Origin of the sequence: Enteractinococcus fodinae, assembly GCF_031458395.1 — a bacterium.
GTDB lineage: Bacteria > Actinomycetota > Actinomycetes > Actinomycetales > Micrococcaceae > Yaniella > Yaniella fodinae.
Genome location: NZ_JAVDYJ010000001.1, coordinates 2,448,938 through 2,466,498 on the forward strand (window position 1 = coordinate 2,448,938; position 17,561 = coordinate 2,466,498).

Here is a 17,561-nt window from a genome sequence, read left to right on the forward strand (position 1 = left end):
AGCAGCTGACGCCGAGTTGGCTCAAGCATGAACGGTTAGCGAAGTATGCGAAGCATCAAAGTCACACGTTGATGATTTCACTAAATAAATTCTTGAATAATCGTCGGCGAGGCATGAATGCAGACCATCTGGAGATTGCTCTCGCCTTGAGCACGGAAACGATGTACCGTTTCTGCCGTGACCGTGACGATGTCACCCGGGTGAGCATGCAGTTGCTCTTCTTGGGTCTCAATGCGGACTTCACCGTGGAGCACGACCCAGGTTTCCGTATAGGGATGCCAATGAAATTCCGGGCCGCTTCCCGGTGGCGAATTGACCCAGAAAAACGAAATATCAGCCTGATGGTCGGCACCAGTAAACCTGGCTGTTCCAGAATCAGGCAACTGCACCGCTTCGCGATTGGTGACCGTGATCATCGGGGGTCTGCTCTCTACTGTCGAACCCGAGCCTTGCCGCATCGTTGCTTCGCAGATTACTTTTACGCATCCCGGTGGTCAAGGGAATTTAGGAATGCTTTTTGGCAAATAGGCCCCACATCCGTGGTTGAAAAAAGAAATGAGGCCCCGGGATGAACCCGGGGCCTCACAATCTCATCACTCACACCTTGAAGAGGTGATTACTAGTCTAAGAAACGTTCCTGGTAATTTACTTGAATTCACCACAAAGCCCCAGCAGAAACGACTCGGAGAAGCCTGTGCACTCGCGTCGATCGTTAGTGAAACTGCAACTTAGAGCCATGGCAAGGCGAAGACCACCGCAAAGGCGCACACGGCGAGTCCTAGCAGGATGTCAGTGGCTCGCAGGTGAATCGGGCGGTACACCGTCCGTGGTTTCAGACCGAATCCGCGCGACTCCAGCGAGGTTGCGATTCGTTCGGAACGTCGTAGGGCAACGATCAACACGGTGAAGACCAACCGGCCGGCTTCTTTGAGTTTGAGCTTGGGTTTGCCCTTCCTCGACAGTGTGGCCCCGCCTTGGCGCATCAGTTGTGCTGCACGAATGGTCTGCCATTCGCGCGGCAGACCAAGTAGCAACTGGTAACCGGCCAGGATCGCAAAGGTAATTGACGCGGGCAGTTTCAGGTTCTGGTTCAGCGAGCGCATCAACGCAACCGGTGCGGTTGAGGTGAGGAACAGGATCGAGGCTACCCCAATGACTAGGGTTCTGGCCGCTAGTGCCGCTCCGATCCAGACGCCGTCCTCGGGTCTGGAAAATACGTTGACCAGGAACAGCCCGAGCCCGAATGCGAAGAACGGGATGTGGGCGGCGGCCAACCATTTGAATGGCACCTTGCCGATGGTCAGAGCGACAATAACCAGCGCCACCCACAGTGCTGCCGGGCGGATGGGATCCCAGATGAAGAGCAGTGATACCGACAGCACAAACAGGCTGATGAGTTTGATCGAGGGGTTCCACCGGGTCAGGATCCCGGGTTCGACCAGCGTTGAGGGGTGTTGGATGGTCAGGGTGCTCATACCAGGGCTCCTTGTGCCACGGTCACGACTCGGGTGGCCCAGGCATCTGCCACGCGTTTGTCGTGGGTGATGATCGCAACCGCTCCCCCGTTGTCAGCGTGGTCGACCAGTTGTTGCAGCATGACCGTGGTGTTGGCCCGGTCCAGCCCGAAGGTTGGCTCATCGGCAAGCAACACTGTGGGTTCGGTACGATACCTGGCGGCCAGTAGTCCCGCCGCAACCGAGAGCCGGCGTTTTTCGCCACCTGATAGCCGGAACGGGTTGAGCTCGGCTAAATGTGCCAGGCCGAAGGTTTCCGTGAGTTCTTGAACGGCTTGTTCCGTTTGCTTGTCGAGTGGCAGACCGAAGCGCAGTTCATCGTGGACCGAGTGGGTGAGGAATTGGTGCTCGGGGTTTTGGAAGACCATCACCGGTTGCCGCCCGGAAAGATCTCCTTCGGGTTGGATCAGCCCGGCTAATGCCATCAGCAGGGTGGTTTTGCCGGTACCGTTATCCCCCATCACCGCGATGCGCTCACCCGGGTAAATGTCGAGGTCAATGTCGGTGACGACCGGGTTGGCCTGCGGTACTGGTCGGACCGTGAGACTCTGGGCTGAAAGTAAAGGTTCCGAGCCGGTTGATGCTGGCGTGTGGAAGGCCGGTAGTTCTACACCTGGTGTCCAGACCCCGTTGGCTTCCAGCGCTGCGGCGTGTTCGGATAGGACTTCATTGGTCGGCCCGTCTGCCTTGAGTTTGCCCTGGTCGATGACCACGGTGCGTGCTGGCAGCCCCGGCCCGTCGGCGAGTTCATCGAGCCGATGTTCGACCAAGATTAGTGCGCCGGTATCACCGGTGAGTTCGGTCAGGATGTGCATGACCGAGGCGACCCCGGCCCCATCCAACATCGATGTTGGTTCGTCAGCTAGCACGATGTTGGGTCGGGCCGCGAGCGCTGCGACCGTGGCGATGCGTTGGACCCACCCACCGGATAGTGTTTGGGTGCGCTGATTGATCAGGTGTTTGGCATCCACCGAGGCCAGGAGTTGTTGGACTCGGTCGCCGATCTCGGCCGGGTCAACACCGTGATTTTCTAAGGTCAGTGCGATTTCGTCTTCGACCAGCGGCAGCGTGAGGCTAGCGTGCGGGTCCTGGGGCACGTTGCCGACCTTGGCACTGAGTTGGGCCACCGTGTTGGTGATAACTGGTTCACCGGCGACATTGCACTCCCCGCTGATCTCCAGCGGTACCGAATGCGGCACGACCCCGCGGATCGCATCCAGCATTGTGGACTTGCCTGCACCCGAGGCACCCAACAACAGCACTTGTTCGCCGGGGTGCACGGTGAGGTTGATGTCCTCGAGCAGCACCCGCTGGCTGCGTGGGTCCACGGCGGTGAACCCACGCAGCTCAACGAGTGGTTGGCCTTGCGTCATCGTTGCCTTCCGATGGCGTAGTTGTCGACGACTCCGGTCTTCTTAATAGCTTTCACTAGCACCCATGCCAGCAACCCACCGAGGATAATCCCCGAGGAGCAGTGGATGATTAGACGCAGGCCGAAGATCTCCTGGCCGAACCAACCGAAGCGGATGGCAGACGACCAGAACACGAAGAATGCGCCCAGGAACCCACTGATCGCAAAGCGGGTGATACCGAAGTGCCTATACCGGCCAATGGCAAACGGTAGTTCTGAGCCCAGACCTTGGAGGAAGGCCGACAGCAACAGAACTGGTCCGACCGGGGAGCCCAGGAACACGAACTCCATGGTCGCCGCCAGAATTTCGGCCAAGATCCCAGAGCCGGCTTTGCGGGTGATGGCCACCGCCAGCGGGGCAACGAGGAGCCAGCCGCCTTGGAAGAAGTGTTGGGCGAGGTCACCTGCCGGGCCCATGGCGATAGCCAGTGCGTTCCAGGCTTGGACCAGCGCCCAGTAGACGAACCCGAAGACAACACCCAGGACCACCACGAGTACGAGGTCTTTGAGTTGCCACCGAAACGGGCTGTCGTAGGGGTTGCGGTACTCGCGTTTGCCTTGGGAGGATACAGCGTTGCTCATGTTTACTCACCGTTCCGCTGGGCCGAGGGCGAGTCCACCGAAATCGAGATGTGCGAGACGACGTGTGGGACTTCTTGGCCGATCTGGGCCCACGCGTCCACGATGGTTTTTAGCACGTCGGCGAGGTCGCCGCGCAGGATGGTGGCAAAGTGCTCGCTGGTGACTTCCACACCGCTGGCTTTGGCCTGATCAATCGCTGCATAGATCGGTGTCATGTGCGGCACGTTGCCGTCTGCCAGGGGGTACAGTGACCATGCTGCGGCGACTTCGAGTTCGCTTTTTGCCAGGTGTACGGGCTTCTCGGCCGGAATCTCACCGGGTACGAGCTCACAGGTAGCTTCACCTGGGCAGCCGCGCGACAGCAGAATGTGGCTGGTCAGGTGCTGTCGATTGGATTCTTCGGCAGCAGCACGGATCAGGGTCGAGGCATACGCAGCTAATTGCTGTGCTGACTCACCCGAGTTGACGCCCACGTAGGTTGAGACTTCGCCCGTGGAGACTTCTAGACCGGAGTCTGGCTCGTCGACTTTTAGGACGTCGTGGGTGTATTTGATGGCATCCAAAATGATGCGTTCGAAATCATCTGCGTGGGGATGGACGCTAATGCGCATCCCAATACCAATTTGATCTGGTGATAGTGTCTGACCACTCACGGTGGTCTCCCTTCCGACCACCGGGCTCTCATAAACATAAGAGCTAGGAACCTCTACCTACGCCAGCATTATCTGGATCAGGTGAACGGGTCTGCGGCATCTCCGCACTCTCAGCACCAGTTTCAGTGCACCCCGGGGTCTCTGTTCGACACCACCTTAGTCCGAACGGTCGGTATTGCAAAAAGCTTTGAGTTTTCAGCGCAATATCGACGACTCCAGCGCCGCGTGCCGTCTTTCCTGGCGAATGATTCAGCCGGTGTAAACAGTGTGATCCCACTGCTCTTGGTCGGGCGAAGAGGTGGCGAAGCGCAACCGGTACGGCTCTGGAGCGTTGAACTCCTCGCGAAGAATATCGACCAGGTCGTCTCCAGTGAGCCAGGTGCGTTTGATCCGTTGCGCTCGAAGTTCGCCGAAACCTAAATGCGGCATCTCGTCGGAGTCGATGAGCTCTTGCAGCGTCATATTGTCCCGCATCGTCCCAATGCGCAACGCACTGACTGGCAGGCCGGATGAGTCGCTGGCATACCGACCGAGTGCTTCCATATAAGCTTTCGCTGCACCATAGAGTCCGTCCGGCCGCGGTGGATCCCACGGTTTGACGTGACCGTCACCTTCCCCTGCCAGCCATTCTCGTTCGGGCCATCCGGAAGCGTGATTGCTCGATGCCAGCACGACTCGTCGCGTGCCGTGCGCGATCGCGGAGGCCAGGATCCGGTTGGTTGCATCCATCTCCGTGGCGTATAGACCGTCTTTGCCATCGGGTGCCCCGGTCGCCAGGTGCAATACATAGTCAGCATCTCGCACCAGGCGATCGACTAGTTCTTCGTCGTCCAGGCCGGCCTGATGGGTTTCAGTAAAAGCATCGTTGTCGATACCAGCAATGTCGACACCCACCAACTGATAGGTCTCAGATAGCTGGCGGGTAATCAAATTCGCCACGGTCCCGGCAGCCCCCGTAATCAGAAGTCGGTTGCCAGCTGGTCGAGGGTTCCAGCGAGATGGCTCGGGCGGTGCTTGAATCGGCAGGTCCATGATTTTCCCTATTCTTCTAGCGTCCGGGGCATTACCGTTTAAAAGCTAGCCGACCAGATCGTACTGGGTTGGGTCAAGAAGTTTATTCATCTTCGCATTTGGACTGTGATGAGGGCTACACAGGCTGCTGCCCTATTGCTACTCTTTGACCAGGAGGCGCATATGGGAGCCCATGGTCTTGACAAGGAAAACCATCTCGACACTACGCCCAATCCACGACGGGTTCAGCAGGTCGAGATGACTGCAGACCTGCGGCGAAGTCTGCTCGCGGACCACGGGGCAGTGTCTTATAAGGCGTTTGCACAGTTGTGTGGTTCTCGGACGAGTGCGGTTCGAGCGTGGGTTGCTCGGGTCAGCGGGCGGGGATGCCTTTTCACGGTGGAGGATAATGGTCGCATTCTCATTCCGAGAGTGCAGCTCGATACCAACGGCAACCTGAATGAAGATGTCGCAGCACTGGTCCAGCCCCTATTTCAAGCCGGCTTGGACAGCTGGTCTCTGTGGGCCTGGCTGACAAGCCCCACTGGTCGCCTCAACGGCGAAATACCTGCCGAGGTCGCCAAAGAAGATCCGGCTCGCGCCCGTAAGGCGGCTGAACTCTATGCGGCTGACATTGAGCGCTCCCGTGACACCGCAGCGCCGGTGTTGCAGCCCTAGAATAAGAGCGGCAGTTCGTTCTGTGAAGCTCATTGCGCGGCAGAATAGCGCGCTTAGCCGGTAATGAATAAGAATGCGGCCCCGGAAACTGAATACCGGGGCCGCATACTCTCATCACTCACACCTTGAAGAGGTAGTACCTACTCTAAAGATAGTTCCTGTTGGGGAGCTTGAACTTTTGTCTATATTCCGTCAGAACTGTCTAGGAAACCCCTGAACGCGCTCCCCGCTGCCATGAAATCCTCGCGAAGTCGGCCTTCACAACATGTACGCTGCCACCGTCACATCGCACCATAGACAGGATCAAACCATGCTTCGCACCGCGACGACTGTCGCAGCACTGACCCTCTTGACCGTTACCGGTTGCACAGCCAATCCGGGAGAAGCTAGCAGCGCTTCGAGCCCGGAAGCCACCGAAGCTACTCCAGCACCTCAAGATTCCGAGCAATCCGAGCCGACTTTTGCTGAGACGGACATGCCGTATACAGACGTGGAGATTGACGGTCCGTTCGCTGCCGAAGCTCTTGATCATCTGCTCACCACATTGACCACGGTTTATCACGACAACGTAGGCAACGGAAACTATACCGAGGATTGCGACGTCCCATTCGAAACGTTGGAAGACTATCAAAATCTGCAGTCCGAGCAACCCTGTGGGGTACTTGGCCTCGCTTGAGTCACCACGGGATGGCGAGCTCATTGTCACGCTGATGCCCGAGGCCTGGGGCTGCGGAGAATATGATCCCGACCGGGTGTACACCGTGCCCTATCTGGCGGGGAATCTGCACTCGTATATTGGTAGACACCTTGACGGTCTCTTCGAAGTGACCACCAAGACGCCGGATGGGGAACACCAGGCGACTCAAGGTCTCGTCCCCGCCCCTGACGATGCGGATGCCCCGCAGACGGAGGCCGAACTTGCAGCTTGGGCTGATGTCCGTTTTCAGGACTGGATTCGCTCCATGAACCTTACTTACCAAGGCATGTGCGGTGGCGTCGAGTCAGTGGCAGACTACCGCGAAGCGTACCCGATGATCCGCACGGCTACATCACCAGCGTGGAATCCCCTGCTTATGGCGAGCTTGTCGTCCATATCGAAGATGGCCCTTGGCAAGGCGGCCAATACGAGCCCGCCGCCGAGTTCGTCTCGAGCAACATGGTCTCAAGAATTGGGGCGTACTCAAATGAAGTCGCGACCCTGACCGTTATTACTGAGGATGGTCAGACCGACACCGTCAACTACGATCCACATGGTGGCACTTACTATTACTAGCCCCCAAGCATCGCACGGCGTCGTTGGCTAGTTCTTCAGCGCCTGCGACCATTTGACCGCGGCGCCCATCTTCAGCACCGAACGCTCGTAGATTGCCGAGGCTAATTGAATACACAGCAATGCTGTGACCACTAGGATGCCCAGCGACACGAAGTTCTCCCACGGTGCCGCGCTGTCGAGGTAGACCCGCAGGGGCACGGCAACCGGTGCGGAGAACGGGATATAGCTCATCACGGCCAGGACGGTCTCATTGTTGGAGAACATGATAATCAAGAAGTACGGGATCATAATCAGCATCATGATCGGGCTGGAGGCCGCCGAAAGGTCTTCTTGGCGAGAGACCAGTGAGGCTGCGGCTCCGTAGAGGGCGGCCAGGGCAACGAAGGCGAAGATGAATAGCACCACGAACCAGAGGATGGGTGCGCCCAATCCGTCGAGGTTCAGTTCGTCGCCATTGATCGCAATGCCTAATAGTCCGGCTGCGGCATAAAGCGCGACCTGGGTGAATGCCAGTAGCGAGCAGCCGAGCACTTTACCGGCCAAAATCGCGCGCGCCGGCACGGTGGCCAACAGGATTTCGACGATGCGGGATTGTTTTTCTTCAACCACCGACTGGGCGATCGTCAGTCCGAAGGTTAGGGCGGAGAAGAAGAACACCAGTCCGAAGCCCAGGCCTATGAAGTAGACCAGCATGGGGTCCGGGGCGTCGGCGTCGAGTAATTGAACGTCTGGCATGACTGACAGCATGCTCATCACCCCCGTCGGGGCGTCTCGTTCGGCGATGATCAGCAGCCCGGTGGGGTTATCGGCGCTTGGCACGACCGCATAGTCGACTTCACCGTCGGCGACGGCCTCACGTGCCGCTGCGGCGTCACCCACGACTTCTGGGACATACCCTTCGCCCAGGGAGGAGATGACCGGCCGGGTTTGGTCGGTCACGGCCACATGATCGGTTGAGGACAGCATGTCGGTGACCCTTGGTCCCAGGACCGCGCCGATCAGGATGAAGGCCAACACGATCAACGTCGGGACAACGAAGCTTTTGGAGGTCAGCCGGGTGGTGATCTCGCGTTTGGCAATGACCCACACTGCGGTGGTGAACGGGGTGCGTTGCAGCGTTTGGGTGCTCATCGGATGGTCTCCTTGAAGATCTCGTGCAGCGACTGGCTGACTTTGCCGAAGTGTTCGATGGTGCCCCGCTGACTGGCCTCGTTCAGAATCCTGTTGGCGGTTGTGGCGTCGTCGGCAAGAAAACGGACCGTGCCGGGTTCGTGGTGGACGATGGGCACCCCGGTGTCGTTGATCCAGGCGGTGTCGGCGGTGGTGCGCAGTTCCCATTCGGGTTGGGCGGTCGCGTGGAGGATTTCGTCGCGAGTGCCGGCTGCGCGGACCTGCCCGTCTGCGATGATGACCAGCTCATCGCACAGCCGTTCGACCAGGTCGAGTTGGTGTGAGGAAAACAGTACGGGTGCACCGGCGGATGCAGCATCGCGCAAGACTTCGACGGTGGTCTCCACGGCCAGGGGGTCCAGTCCGGAGAAAGGTTCGTCGAGGATGAGGGCGACCGGGTCGTGAACCATGGCGGCTGCGATTTGAGCGCGCTGCTGGTTGCCCAGCGAGAGTTCTTCGAGTTTGTCGTTGGCTCGGGCATCGAGGTTGAGGCGTTCGAGCAGTTCCATGCCGCGGCGTTTGGCGTGTGCGGCAGACTTACCGTGCAACTGGGCCAGGTAGACCAGCTGGTCGAGGACTTTCATTTTCGGATACAGGCCGCGTTCTTCTGGCATGTAGCCGATGTGAGCCCGGTAGCCGGCGGTGATCGGCTCGTCGTCGACCGTGATGGTTCCGGAGTCTTGGTTCAGCACACCGATGATAATGCGCATCGCGGTGGTTTTACCCGCGCCGTTGCCGCCAACGAACCCGGTCATGATCCCGGGTTTAATGGCAAAACTCATGTCGGTCAGCACCTGGTGGTCGCCAAAGGATTTGGTTACGTTGTCGAGTCTGATCACAATGGCCATCGTACATGCAGGGCGAAGTCAGCCAGGCAGTTACGGCGAGGTCTGGGCGGCTCGTCGGCATTATCCTCTATAAATCAGAGGTAGCAGCCAGCACTCGCTCCTCGAACTCGTCGAGGCTTATAACATCGGCTTCGTCAGGGCGTTCTGGTGCTTCAGTCTCTCCCCAGTCTTTGAAATGCATCTCCAGTAGGGGGTATGACAATGACACGAGCCTTGGTGTCTCGTGGTTGCTTTCGATCACCAACTCTTGATCCATGTACTCTCCTGGATAGACCCAGACCTCCTTATCATTTCGTATTTCGGCCGTGCCTTGATCTGTGAGGTGGTCACGAGTTATGGCGTGGTCCGGCGAATCCTCCCCGTACCACATGCGATGGAGTCCATAGAATTCATCGCCGACGTTAAACGCGCCCTCCGAATAGAAGTCTTGAATCTCGGGGCTGGGCTCCACCCACACGTCCATCAGGTCGTCCGGGACCGATGTCCGATCGAGTTCGGCGAAGCTATCCAGACCAATTTCCCCTCCTTCAAACATGCTGAGCACAGCACCGCCGGTCAGGTACATGACGTCGTCCGGAAAGACTCGTGCCAATTCATGGCCATCTCGGTGCAGAGAGGAACCAGAGCCGTCGAGCATCCCACGATTCTCAAACGGTGCGTCACTCTCTCCATAGATGTCGTCAAATCTCAGGGAGGCTGTTGGGTCACTGATAGCGAAGAGGGCCATATCTCTCTCAATCGTGACCGACCCTGCCGCTGCCATGCTCCCCCATATGTCGTTCTCGATCTCTGAGAAAGCGGGTGGAGTATCAGCATCAGCTCGACCTGCCTCTCCACCGCAGCTGGTCAGACCAACGATCGCTGCTGCAGCAATGAGGGCGAAAAACTTCCTTGGCAACATGGCGTTCTCCACTTCATCTCGAATGCCGAGTGGAGGTAGGACCCAGTGACCAGTCGTTTCGCTCCGCTTGTGCAAAGAGTGATATGAGTAATAATGTGATTCAAAAATTACCACGGAAATGACAAATGTCTAGACAGTAACCAAAAGTCGTTATGACCGAGGTCTGACAGGTTGCGCTCGCCTAACCCTGCAGGTTGCCGGGTTCGACCCGTGGTGGGCGCGGGGCGTTGAGCTTGAAGTACACCCCAACCACACGAATCAGCCAGCACACCGATGCCCCAAGAATCGCTGCGGCCACACCATTGAGCTCTAGCTCAAGGGCTGCCACGGTGAGCGCGGCACCGACAAAGGCCGGGATCGCATAGAGTCCTTCACTCAGGACCGAAGGCACCCGAAGGATCAGGACATCTCGGATAGTACCGCCACCTACGGCCGTGACGGTTCCTAAGATCATGGATTGAACGGGTCCGAAGCCGAAGTTCATCGCCTTGATCGCCCCGGCGACCGCGAACACACTCAGCCCGATCGCATCAAGAATCTCTATCGGAATAGCCATCCGGTGCAGGACCCACGAGAACGCAAACGCGATGAATGCACCGGCTGCGGCTACGGCCAGATACCGCCAGTCCTGGAACGTTGCCGGTTGGACATTGAGCATCATGTCGCGCAGAATGCCGCCGCCCATCGCGGTGATCATGCCCAAGGTAATGACCCCGACAAGGTCGACGCGTGCGGCCCGAACCGCGGTCAGTCCCCCGTTAAGCGCAAATGCGAAGGTACCCATCAGATCAAGAATGAGTGTAAACGTCTCAGCTTCCATCAACGATCTCCTCGCAGGATAGGCACCAGGCTATTGTTCCTGGCCCTCCTCCAGATGGCAAGATGCTACTCGAGGCATTACATGGCAGCCGAGATCGCTTTGGCAGCAGCAGTCACACCGTGGATAAGTTTGTCGAAGTCGGCGAACTGACTGGGCACCACGACCGACAACGCGGCAACCAGCTGTCTGCGCGCGGTTCGCACCGGAGCGGCCACCGCTGCCACCCCAAGCTGCGTTTCGTCTCGCATGACCGCATATCCTTGCCGCTGGATCCGGGCAAGATCTGCGCGTTGTAGTTGCGGGTCGGTGACCGTGTGCGGGGTGAGCTGTGCCAGTGGGCGGGCGAAGCATTCGGTAATGACAGCTTCGGATGCATATGCCAGCAGGACCTTGCCGGTGGCCGAAGCGTGCAGCGGCAGCCGGTTGCGTAGGTTAATCGACAAGCCGATGGCATTGGTGGCCGATAAGCGTTCCACGATCACGGCCTCATGTCCTTCCCGGACCGCCAATTGGACGTGTTGGCCAAGTGCCTGATTCAGCACCGTCATAAAGGGCATCGCGGCATCACGCAGCGACAGCACGCGCTGCGACATGGAACCGAGTTCCCACAATCGTAACCCCGGGGTAAAGCTGCCGTCGTCGGTTCTTTCGAGGAGCCCGTGGTCCACCATCTCCGTCAGCAGTCGTCTGGTGGTGCTGTGGGCCAGTTGCGCGCGGCGGGTGATTTCAGCTTGGGTCAGCACGGGATCCGCAGCGGAAAACGCTCCGAGGATATCTGAGGCTTTCGCCAACATGCTGCGGGAAGACACAGCTTCACTCTAGACGCTGCGACACGCGGCGCTCAGCGGTAGGGAGCAAAAATGGCTCACGTCTAGCTGACAGCTAAAGCACAGATGGCCGCACAGTGAACATCGGGGGCACATTTGTGCGCTGCGTCGTGCAGACTCGTGAGATACGTCCATGAGCGGCCTCACAGGCAGCCTAGCTGCCCGCCACACCGCTCGCGAGGGTTGACCTGCGCCCCTCGTTGCAAAACCCGTCCTGAAGAAGGAATTATGACTCGAACTACCCCTGTCACGAGCCGACCCGCATCGGTCACCCCGACCCGCTCTCGGCTGTGGGTCCCGGTGTTGTGCTGGCTGGCCGTCGTCTTTGATGGCTTCGACGCCGTCGTGCTCGGTACCGTTTTGCCATCGCTGATTGAAGACCCAACGATGAACGTCACCGCCGCGTCCGGAACCTGGATCGCCTCGGCCGGACTGGTGGGGATGATGATCGGTGCGCTGGCCTCGGGAGGGCTGACTAACCGGTTTGGCCGCCGCAAGCTGTTGATTGCCTCGGTATTTGTCTTTTCCTTGCTGACGGCGCTGACCGCTTTTGCGCCCAATGCCGAAGTTATTGGCATCCTGCGCTTTTTGGCGGGTATCGGGCTGGGTGGTTGTCTCCCCACCGCGATCTCGATGGTCACCGAATTCGCCGGGGTCCGCCGCGGTGCCAATGCCACCACGATGCTGATGACCGGTTACCACGTCGGTGCGGTCATCACCGCGCTGCTTGCCGTATGGATCATGACCTCATTTGATTTCGGGTGGAAGGTCATGTTCCTGATTGGTGGCCTGCCCATCGTCGCGCTGTTGCCGGTGATGTGGAAATATCTGCCTGAATCCCCGCAGTACCTCCTGCTGAAGGGCCGAACAACTGAAGCCCAGCAGATTGCTGACACCTACGGGGTGGATCTCACCGAAACCCTGGCCGCCCAAGCCAAGGCCGAAGCCGAACCAGCGTCGGAGAAGGACAACGAGCGGGCCGTGGCAAAACTGTTCACCCCGCAGTACCGCTGGACCACCCTGTTGATCTGGGTTGGCGCGTTTATGGGGCTGTTGTTGGTGTACGGCTTGAACACCTGGTTGCCACAAATTATGGTCGCCGCCGACTACGATCTGGGCAACTCGCTGGGCTTCCTCGTCGTCCTCAACGCCGGTGCCGTGATCGGTTTGATGTTTGCCGGCAAAGTCGGCGACCGCATCAGCCCGCGCCGCGCGGCAACGATCTGGTTCCTGCTAGCCGCCGTCATGCTCATGCTGTTGACGGTACGGCTGCCCATGTTCGGGCTGTACTTATTAGTATTCGTCACCGGGGTGTTCGTGTTTTCGGCACAAAACCTCGTGACCGCATTTGCTGCAACGCACTACCCGCCGGCATCTCGCGGCGCTGCGATTGGCATGAGCCTTGGGATCGGCCGTCTCGGTGCGATCAGTGGCCCGATTATCGGTGGGTCCTTACTCTCGGCTGGGCTGGCCTACCCGTGGGGCTTCGTCGCGTTTGCCTTCGTCGGGATTCTGGGAAGTACCGCGATGGCGCTGGCGCGAAAAGGTGAACGCGCCAGCAATGACCACAACGCCCGTATTGCCCAGCAAGAGCAGGAACAGCACCAGTCCGTCTAGCCCTCGGCGCTCGCGTCCCGGGCGGCGGTTAGTTCAGCTGCCCGGGACCGGCCGCGCACGCCCCGTCGCCGATATGGTCAAGCTCGGTCATGGCGGTGGGGCCGGACCATTGGAACCCGATCGCGCCTTGAACATAGGGGGCCGTGGCGTCTAGTTGGTCTTCGACCCGGTCGCGAGTGGTGGGTTCGCGCGTATCGGGGCTCCCGCCGCCCGGGTGCATCGCCTCAATCGTGACGTACAGTCGGTCCGGGTTGGTCTCGTGGAGCACCGCGAAATAGTCTTCCACGGTGACTGTGTGCTCTGCGGATTCGTCGGCATCTAGCGCCGTCGTCCCCACGCCGACACCATCTTGGGGTGAGACCAGAATATGCGTGCCGTTGTCTAGGTCGAGAAGTTTTTGGTAGCCGGCCGCTGCGGTCTCGGGACTAATGGTTTCGCGGTTTTCACGGCCTTCAAGATACGGCGAGATCAGCACAGTCGTGTCCGGGGCAATGCTGTTGATCAGCTCGGTTTGGCGCGCGTAGTAGTCGGTGACGGGATTCCAGTGGTCGGCATCGGTCAACGGCATTTCCATGGCCAAGTAGAAGCCGTCGGCTCCGCGCTGGTGGTAGGCATCCACAAATTTGGTATTGAAGGCGTCGATGACTTGGGCGTAGCTGTTGTCCGGTAGCCAGGTTTCACCCGATGTCCGCATTTGTGGCACGGGGAGACCGATATAGGCCTGGGTCTCGCGTTGGGCCGCAACCCGGGTCAAGGAGTGGAACACATCGGCGCCGTTAGTCGACTCGGTGACTACGACCGCGTCATCGGTGGCCTGGATGAGCCCGTATTCGGTGTCGCTGTGCTGGATGCGCTGGTCTGTGTCGTCTAGGTCGATGTCTTGCCAGTTCATGGTCACGGTGTACTCATAGGCTTGCCGGTCTCCGATGGCCTCGGCAACCTCTTCGGGGTAGTGATCAGCTTCGATGGGTTCGATGCGTCCGCCGAAGGTCACCGCATCGGTGTGCATTTGATCCAGCAGCGCGGCTGTATCTGCGTCGTCGGCCTGAGGTGACATAAAGCCCGCCACGAATTCGCCCTCGGCGCGGCAAACCGGTTCTGGCTCGGGTTCGGCCGTTGCGGTCGGCGGCGCAGGTTGTTGCTCCGCGGTTTCGGGATCCGACCGGTTTTGCCACGCTAGTACCGCCCACACAAGGGCTCCCAACAGCGCGGCCACCACCACGATCGCAACGATAGGTCGCGTCCGTCGTGGCTGCGAGCGCGCCTGTGCGTCGGAGGGGTCATGGATGCTGCGCAAGGATACTCCGATCTGCGGGCCAGGGCGTGGATACCTTCCTGATCTTATCCGGATGCAGGCTCTTGATCGGTGTGGTGCCGGGCACCTACGTCCGCACGCCGCTGTCAACCGTGGGGTACTGAAATCTGTGGAAAACCGAGTATCGCGGCTGGTTATCCACGTCAGCCGCTCCCCCGGTCTTTGACCGCAGCGTGTTTCCTGACATCGAGGTATGACACATCTTGCAGCAGTCGCAGAACTCGACCCGGTGATCACCCAGATCGCCGAGTTCCGCGATGCTGTTGCAGCGTGGGATGGGGTCACGACTCAGGCTGAAGCTATCGGCCGGGTTCGAGAGCTCGAACGACTCAAGGCAGCCTGTGCCGCAGCCCAGGCTCGCGCAACTGCCACCTTGGAGCAATTGCGCCACAATGAAGAAGCTGTCCGAGGGGTTGAGAAGGACAAATGGGGTAAAGGCCTCGGCGCTGAAGTGGGGTTAGCTCGCGGGGAGTCCCCGGCCCGCGGTAGTCGTCGCTTGAACCTGGCCCATGCATTATGCAAAGACCTCTCCCGCACCTTGAATGCCTTGACTGTCGGGAAGATCAGTGAAGAACACGCCCACGTGGTCGCGCAGGAAACCTCGTGGCTATCGGCCGCGCATCGAAAGCAGGTCGATGCGCTGATTGCCGATCGCTTGGGCACCCTGGGTCCACGCCAGTTAGCCGGAGCAGTTCGCGCTCACGCCCAGCAGCTAGATCAGATCGGCGCGGTGAAGCATCTGGCGAAAGCCTCCTCGGAACGTCGTGTATCGGTGCGCCCCGCGCCGGATAATATGGCCTATCTGACCGCGCTCGTGGAGATGCCCCAAGCCGTGGCCATGTATGCGGGCCTGCGCCGCGATGCCGCAACGATGGTCGGCACCGGAGAGACCGCTGATCCGGCCGACCCCACCGGCCAGCCGCGCACCAGAGACCAGATCATGGCCGACATGCTGGTCCAGCGAGTGACTGGCCAAACTACTGCACCCGCCGTGCCAGCAGAGATTCAGGTGGTCATGACCGAAGCGACACTCTTTGGACGCGATGAGACGCCGGCCTGGCTCACCGGTCACGGCCCTATCCCGGCCCCGAATGCTAAGCATTGGCTGACAAATCCCGACCTGCAAGTTTTTCTCCGCCGCGTCTTCACCCGGCCAGACAGCCACCAACTCGTAGCACTAGAGTCCCGCGCCCGTGCTTTTCCAGAGGGGCTTCGTCGGATGATCATGCTGCGCGACGACGTATGCCGCACCCCATGGTGCGACGCACCGATCCAACACGCAGACCACACCGAACCCGTCCACGAAGGCGGCGAAACGACCTACGAGAACGCCTCCGGACTATGTGCAAACTGTAACCAGATCAAAGAGAACAACAGGTGGCGGCACACAGCCCAACAAGACGGTCTGGAAGTGACCACGCCAACCGGGCATTCTTACTTCACCGCTACCCCACCGGTGGTCAACGGTAAGCCCCCGGGATCTCACCCTCCACCCGAGGATGATAGGTGAAGAGTGTCCGGACGTGACTGTGGCCCCGGTCAAAACCGGGGCCACGTCATCTCATCACTCACACCTTGAAGAGGTAGTACCTACTCTAACGACGCTTCCTTACGCTCAGCTTGTCAGCGGCTCAACATCACTACTGAAACTGCTGAGTAAAGCCTGTGTTTAAGTTCTAGGAGGCGGTTCCGAGGCGACCGTGAGATGCAACAGGATGAGTTGTCAGCGATCTCCACGCATGTCTTGGATGAGTCTTTCCACCAGAGTATCGGAGTATTTCGGTCATCGGGTTGCCGATAGGCGCTGATACGCCATTTCGCTTCACCATGTTCTGTCACGACGACATCGTCGCCTTCCCTTACGCGGCGAAGCACAGCTGAGGTACGTTGGCACAACTCGTCTTTCGTTACCCTGCCCATAATGTCGATGCACTACGCATATCTGAAGCGCGCCATGAGTTTCTGAATGCACGGAACTCGACAGGGTACTCGATGATCGAGCCGAACCATCCACATAAAGCTGCACACCGTAAACCCCCGGACAGCCGGAGTTTACATGCACGTTGCGGGCAGGTCATCCGGTGTCGTTAGGTTCGGAGCCGTGAAAGTTTTCGCACACCGTGGTGCCAGCACCCAATACGCCGAACATACCCGCGCCGCCTACGCCCATGCGCTCGCAGTTGGAGCCGATGGCATAGAAACTGATGTCCAACTCACCGCCGATGGCCAGCTGATCTGCTGGCATGACCCCACCGTGAATCGCACGTCCAACGGCCAAGGTTCCCTGGATGCGCACACCCTGGCTGAGCTCCGGAAGCTCGATGTACATTCGTGGAAGACCCGCAGCACAAAACTACCCAGTGAATACGGTGACAGTTCGAACCAATTGATGACCCTGGATGAACTGACACTGATGCTCCTGGGGGCCAAACGACCGGTCGAACTGGCCGTCGAACTGAAAATCACCCGCACGAATGCCGGCCACCTTGAAGAAGCAGTGTTGGGTTGGCTCCAGCGCTGGGGCTGGGATGCCGCAACCGGCACACTCTGCCCGGGAGGTCATGCCTCTGAAGTAAAAATCTCAATCATGAGCTTTTCGCGCCGGGCGGTAGATCGTGTCGCTGAAACTGTGCCGGCGCCGTATCTGTGTCCGCTCTTTAACGCCCATGACGTCCAAGCCCTGCACATCGGTGGGCCCCATGAAGTGTCCTCTGGTCCGGCGGATCTGCTGGGACCATCCACCAGTTGGTTAGCGCACCACCCGTCGGTGCTGCGTCGTTGGACCGACGAGGGCCGAACCGTGCGGATGTGGACGGTCGCCACCGATCGACAATTCGCGACCGCACGCCAACTCGGGGTGCAACAAATAACGGTGGATAACCCACAGTGGGCGCTACACCGTGTGCAGCACCCACTGTCAGTTGCAAGTTTCGTCTAAGCG

19 protein-coding genes and 1 riboswitch are annotated in these 17,561 nt (G+C 59.3%); of the genes, 6 read left to right on the plus strand and 13 right to left on the minus strand.

The features are described 5' to 3' along the window. Positions 1-80 precede the first annotated feature (80 nt). The 6 genes from J2S62_RS11375 to J2S62_RS11400 form a co-directional block, all read right to left on the minus strand. Positions 81-416: a cupin domain-containing protein gene (locus J2S62_RS11375; RefSeq protein ID WP_310174798.1), complete on the minus strand. Its 336-nt coding sequence runs from the start codon at positions 414-416 to the stop codon at positions 81-83. Between the two features lie 312 nt (positions 417-728). Continuing rightward, positions 729-1,475, minus strand: a complete 747-nt coding sequence (locus J2S62_RS11380; protein ID WP_310174800.1) for an energy-coupling factor transporter transmembrane component T family protein — start codon at positions 1,473-1,475, stop codon at positions 729-731. Next, positions 1,472-2,887 carry an ABC transporter ATP-binding protein gene (locus tag J2S62_RS11385; RefSeq protein ID WP_310174802.1) on the minus strand — a complete coding sequence of 472 codons (1,416 nt, stop codon included), beginning with the start codon at positions 2,885-2,887 and terminating at the stop codon, positions 1,472-1,474. Before J2S62_RS11385 ends, J2S62_RS11380 begins: the two co-directional genes overlap by 4 nt. Next, a complete protein-coding gene (locus tag J2S62_RS11390; protein ID WP_310174804.1) occupies positions 2,884-3,507 on the minus strand; it encodes an ECF transporter S component in 624 nt (207 codons plus the stop codon). Before J2S62_RS11390 ends, J2S62_RS11385 begins: the two co-directional genes overlap by 4 nt. A 2-nt stretch (positions 3,508-3,509) precedes the next feature. Beyond that, a complete protein-coding gene (locus J2S62_RS11395) occupies positions 3,510-4,160 on the minus strand; it encodes a YkoF family thiamine/hydroxymethylpyrimidine-binding protein (protein ID WP_310174806.1) in 651 nt (216 codons plus the stop codon). Positions 4,161-4,196: 36 nt separating this feature from the next. After that, positions 4,197-4,305, minus strand: a riboswitch (TPP riboswitch). Positions 4,306-4,409: 104 nt separating this feature from the next. Continuing rightward, positions 4,410-5,192 (minus strand): NAD-dependent epimerase/dehydratase family protein, encoded by a 783-nt coding sequence (locus tag J2S62_RS11400; RefSeq protein WP_310174808.1) that lies wholly within the window; start codon positions 5,190-5,192, stop codon positions 4,410-4,412. Between the two features lie 105 nt (positions 5,193-5,297). Here J2S62_RS11400 and J2S62_RS11405 point away from each other — a divergent pair, with 105 nt between their 5' ends. The 3 genes from J2S62_RS11405 (at position 5,298) to J2S62_RS11415 (ending at position 7,122) form a co-directional block, all read left to right on the plus strand. Continuing rightward, positions 5,298-5,849, plus strand: a complete 552-nt coding sequence (locus J2S62_RS11405; protein ID WP_310174809.1) for a hypothetical protein — start codon at positions 5,298-5,300, stop codon at positions 5,847-5,849. A 310-nt stretch (positions 5,850-6,159) separates the two neighbouring features. After that, complete coding sequence (locus J2S62_RS11410; RefSeq protein ID WP_310174811.1) at positions 6,160-6,525, plus strand: hypothetical protein; 366 nt, start codon at positions 6,160-6,162, stop codon at positions 6,523-6,525. Positions 6,526-6,834: 309 nt separating this feature from the next. Next, positions 6,835-7,122 (plus strand): hypothetical protein, encoded by a 288-nt coding sequence (locus J2S62_RS11415; protein WP_310174813.1) that lies wholly within the window; start codon positions 6,835-6,837, stop codon positions 7,120-7,122. A gap of 27 nt (positions 7,123-7,149) precedes the next feature. Here the strand turns inward: J2S62_RS11415 and J2S62_RS11420 are convergent, their stop codons facing one another. The 5 genes from J2S62_RS11420 to J2S62_RS11440 form a co-directional block, all read right to left on the minus strand. After that, positions 7,150-8,253 carry an ABC transporter permease gene (locus tag J2S62_RS11420; RefSeq protein WP_310174815.1) on the minus strand — a complete coding sequence of 368 codons (1,104 nt, stop codon included), beginning with the start codon at positions 8,251-8,253 and terminating at the stop codon, positions 7,150-7,152. Next, positions 8,250-9,131, minus strand: a complete 882-nt coding sequence (locus J2S62_RS11425; protein ID WP_310174817.1) for an ABC transporter ATP-binding protein — start codon at positions 9,129-9,131, stop codon at positions 8,250-8,252. Before J2S62_RS11425 ends, J2S62_RS11420 begins: the two co-directional genes overlap by 4 nt. A 76-nt stretch (positions 9,132-9,207) precedes the next feature. Next, complete coding sequence (locus tag J2S62_RS11430) at positions 9,208-10,155, minus strand: hypothetical protein (protein ID WP_310174819.1); 948 nt, start codon at positions 10,153-10,155, stop codon at positions 9,208-9,210. 67 nt (positions 10,156-10,222) lie between these two features. Continuing rightward, positions 10,223-10,861: a trimeric intracellular cation channel family protein gene (locus J2S62_RS11435; RefSeq protein ID WP_310174821.1), complete on the minus strand. Its 639-nt coding sequence runs from the start codon at positions 10,859-10,861 to the stop codon at positions 10,223-10,225. A 77-nt stretch (positions 10,862-10,938) separates the two neighbouring features. Next, positions 10,939-11,670: an IclR family transcriptional regulator gene (locus J2S62_RS11440; RefSeq protein WP_310174823.1), complete on the minus strand. Its 732-nt coding sequence runs from the start codon at positions 11,668-11,670 to the stop codon at positions 10,939-10,941. Between the two features lie 246 nt (positions 11,671-11,916). Here J2S62_RS11440 and J2S62_RS11445 point away from each other — a divergent pair, with 246 nt between their 5' ends. Continuing rightward, entirely contained in the window at positions 11,917-13,305 is a 1,389-nt protein-coding gene (locus tag J2S62_RS11445; protein WP_310174826.1) for an MFS transporter, read from the plus strand. Positions 13,306-13,333: 28 nt separating this feature from the next. Here the strand turns inward: J2S62_RS11445 and J2S62_RS11450 are convergent, their stop codons facing one another. Continuing rightward, positions 13,334-14,602 carry a DUF4434 domain-containing protein gene (locus J2S62_RS11450; RefSeq protein ID WP_310174830.1) on the minus strand — a complete coding sequence of 423 codons (1,269 nt, stop codon included), beginning with the start codon at positions 14,600-14,602 and terminating at the stop codon, positions 13,334-13,336. 211 nt (positions 14,603-14,813) lie between these two features. Here J2S62_RS11450 and J2S62_RS11455 point away from each other — a divergent pair, with 211 nt between their 5' ends. Further along, positions 14,814-16,130, plus strand: coding sequence for an HNH endonuclease (locus J2S62_RS11455; protein ID WP_310174832.1), 1,317 nt, complete (start codon positions 14,814-14,816; stop codon positions 16,128-16,130). Between the two features lie 113 nt (positions 16,131-16,243). Here J2S62_RS11455 and J2S62_RS13600 read toward each other — a convergent pair whose 3' ends face one another. Next, entirely contained in the window at positions 16,244-16,540 is a 297-nt protein-coding gene (locus tag J2S62_RS13600; protein WP_407649970.1) for a type II toxin-antitoxin system Phd/YefM family antitoxin, read from the minus strand. A gap of 181 nt (positions 16,541-16,721) precedes the next feature. Between J2S62_RS13600 and J2S62_RS11460 the strand changes: the two genes are divergently transcribed. Then, complete coding sequence (locus J2S62_RS11460; protein ID WP_310174834.1) at positions 16,722-17,558, plus strand: glycerophosphodiester phosphodiesterase; 837 nt, start codon at positions 16,722-16,724, stop codon at positions 17,556-17,558. Positions 17,559-17,561 lie beyond the last annotated feature (3 nt).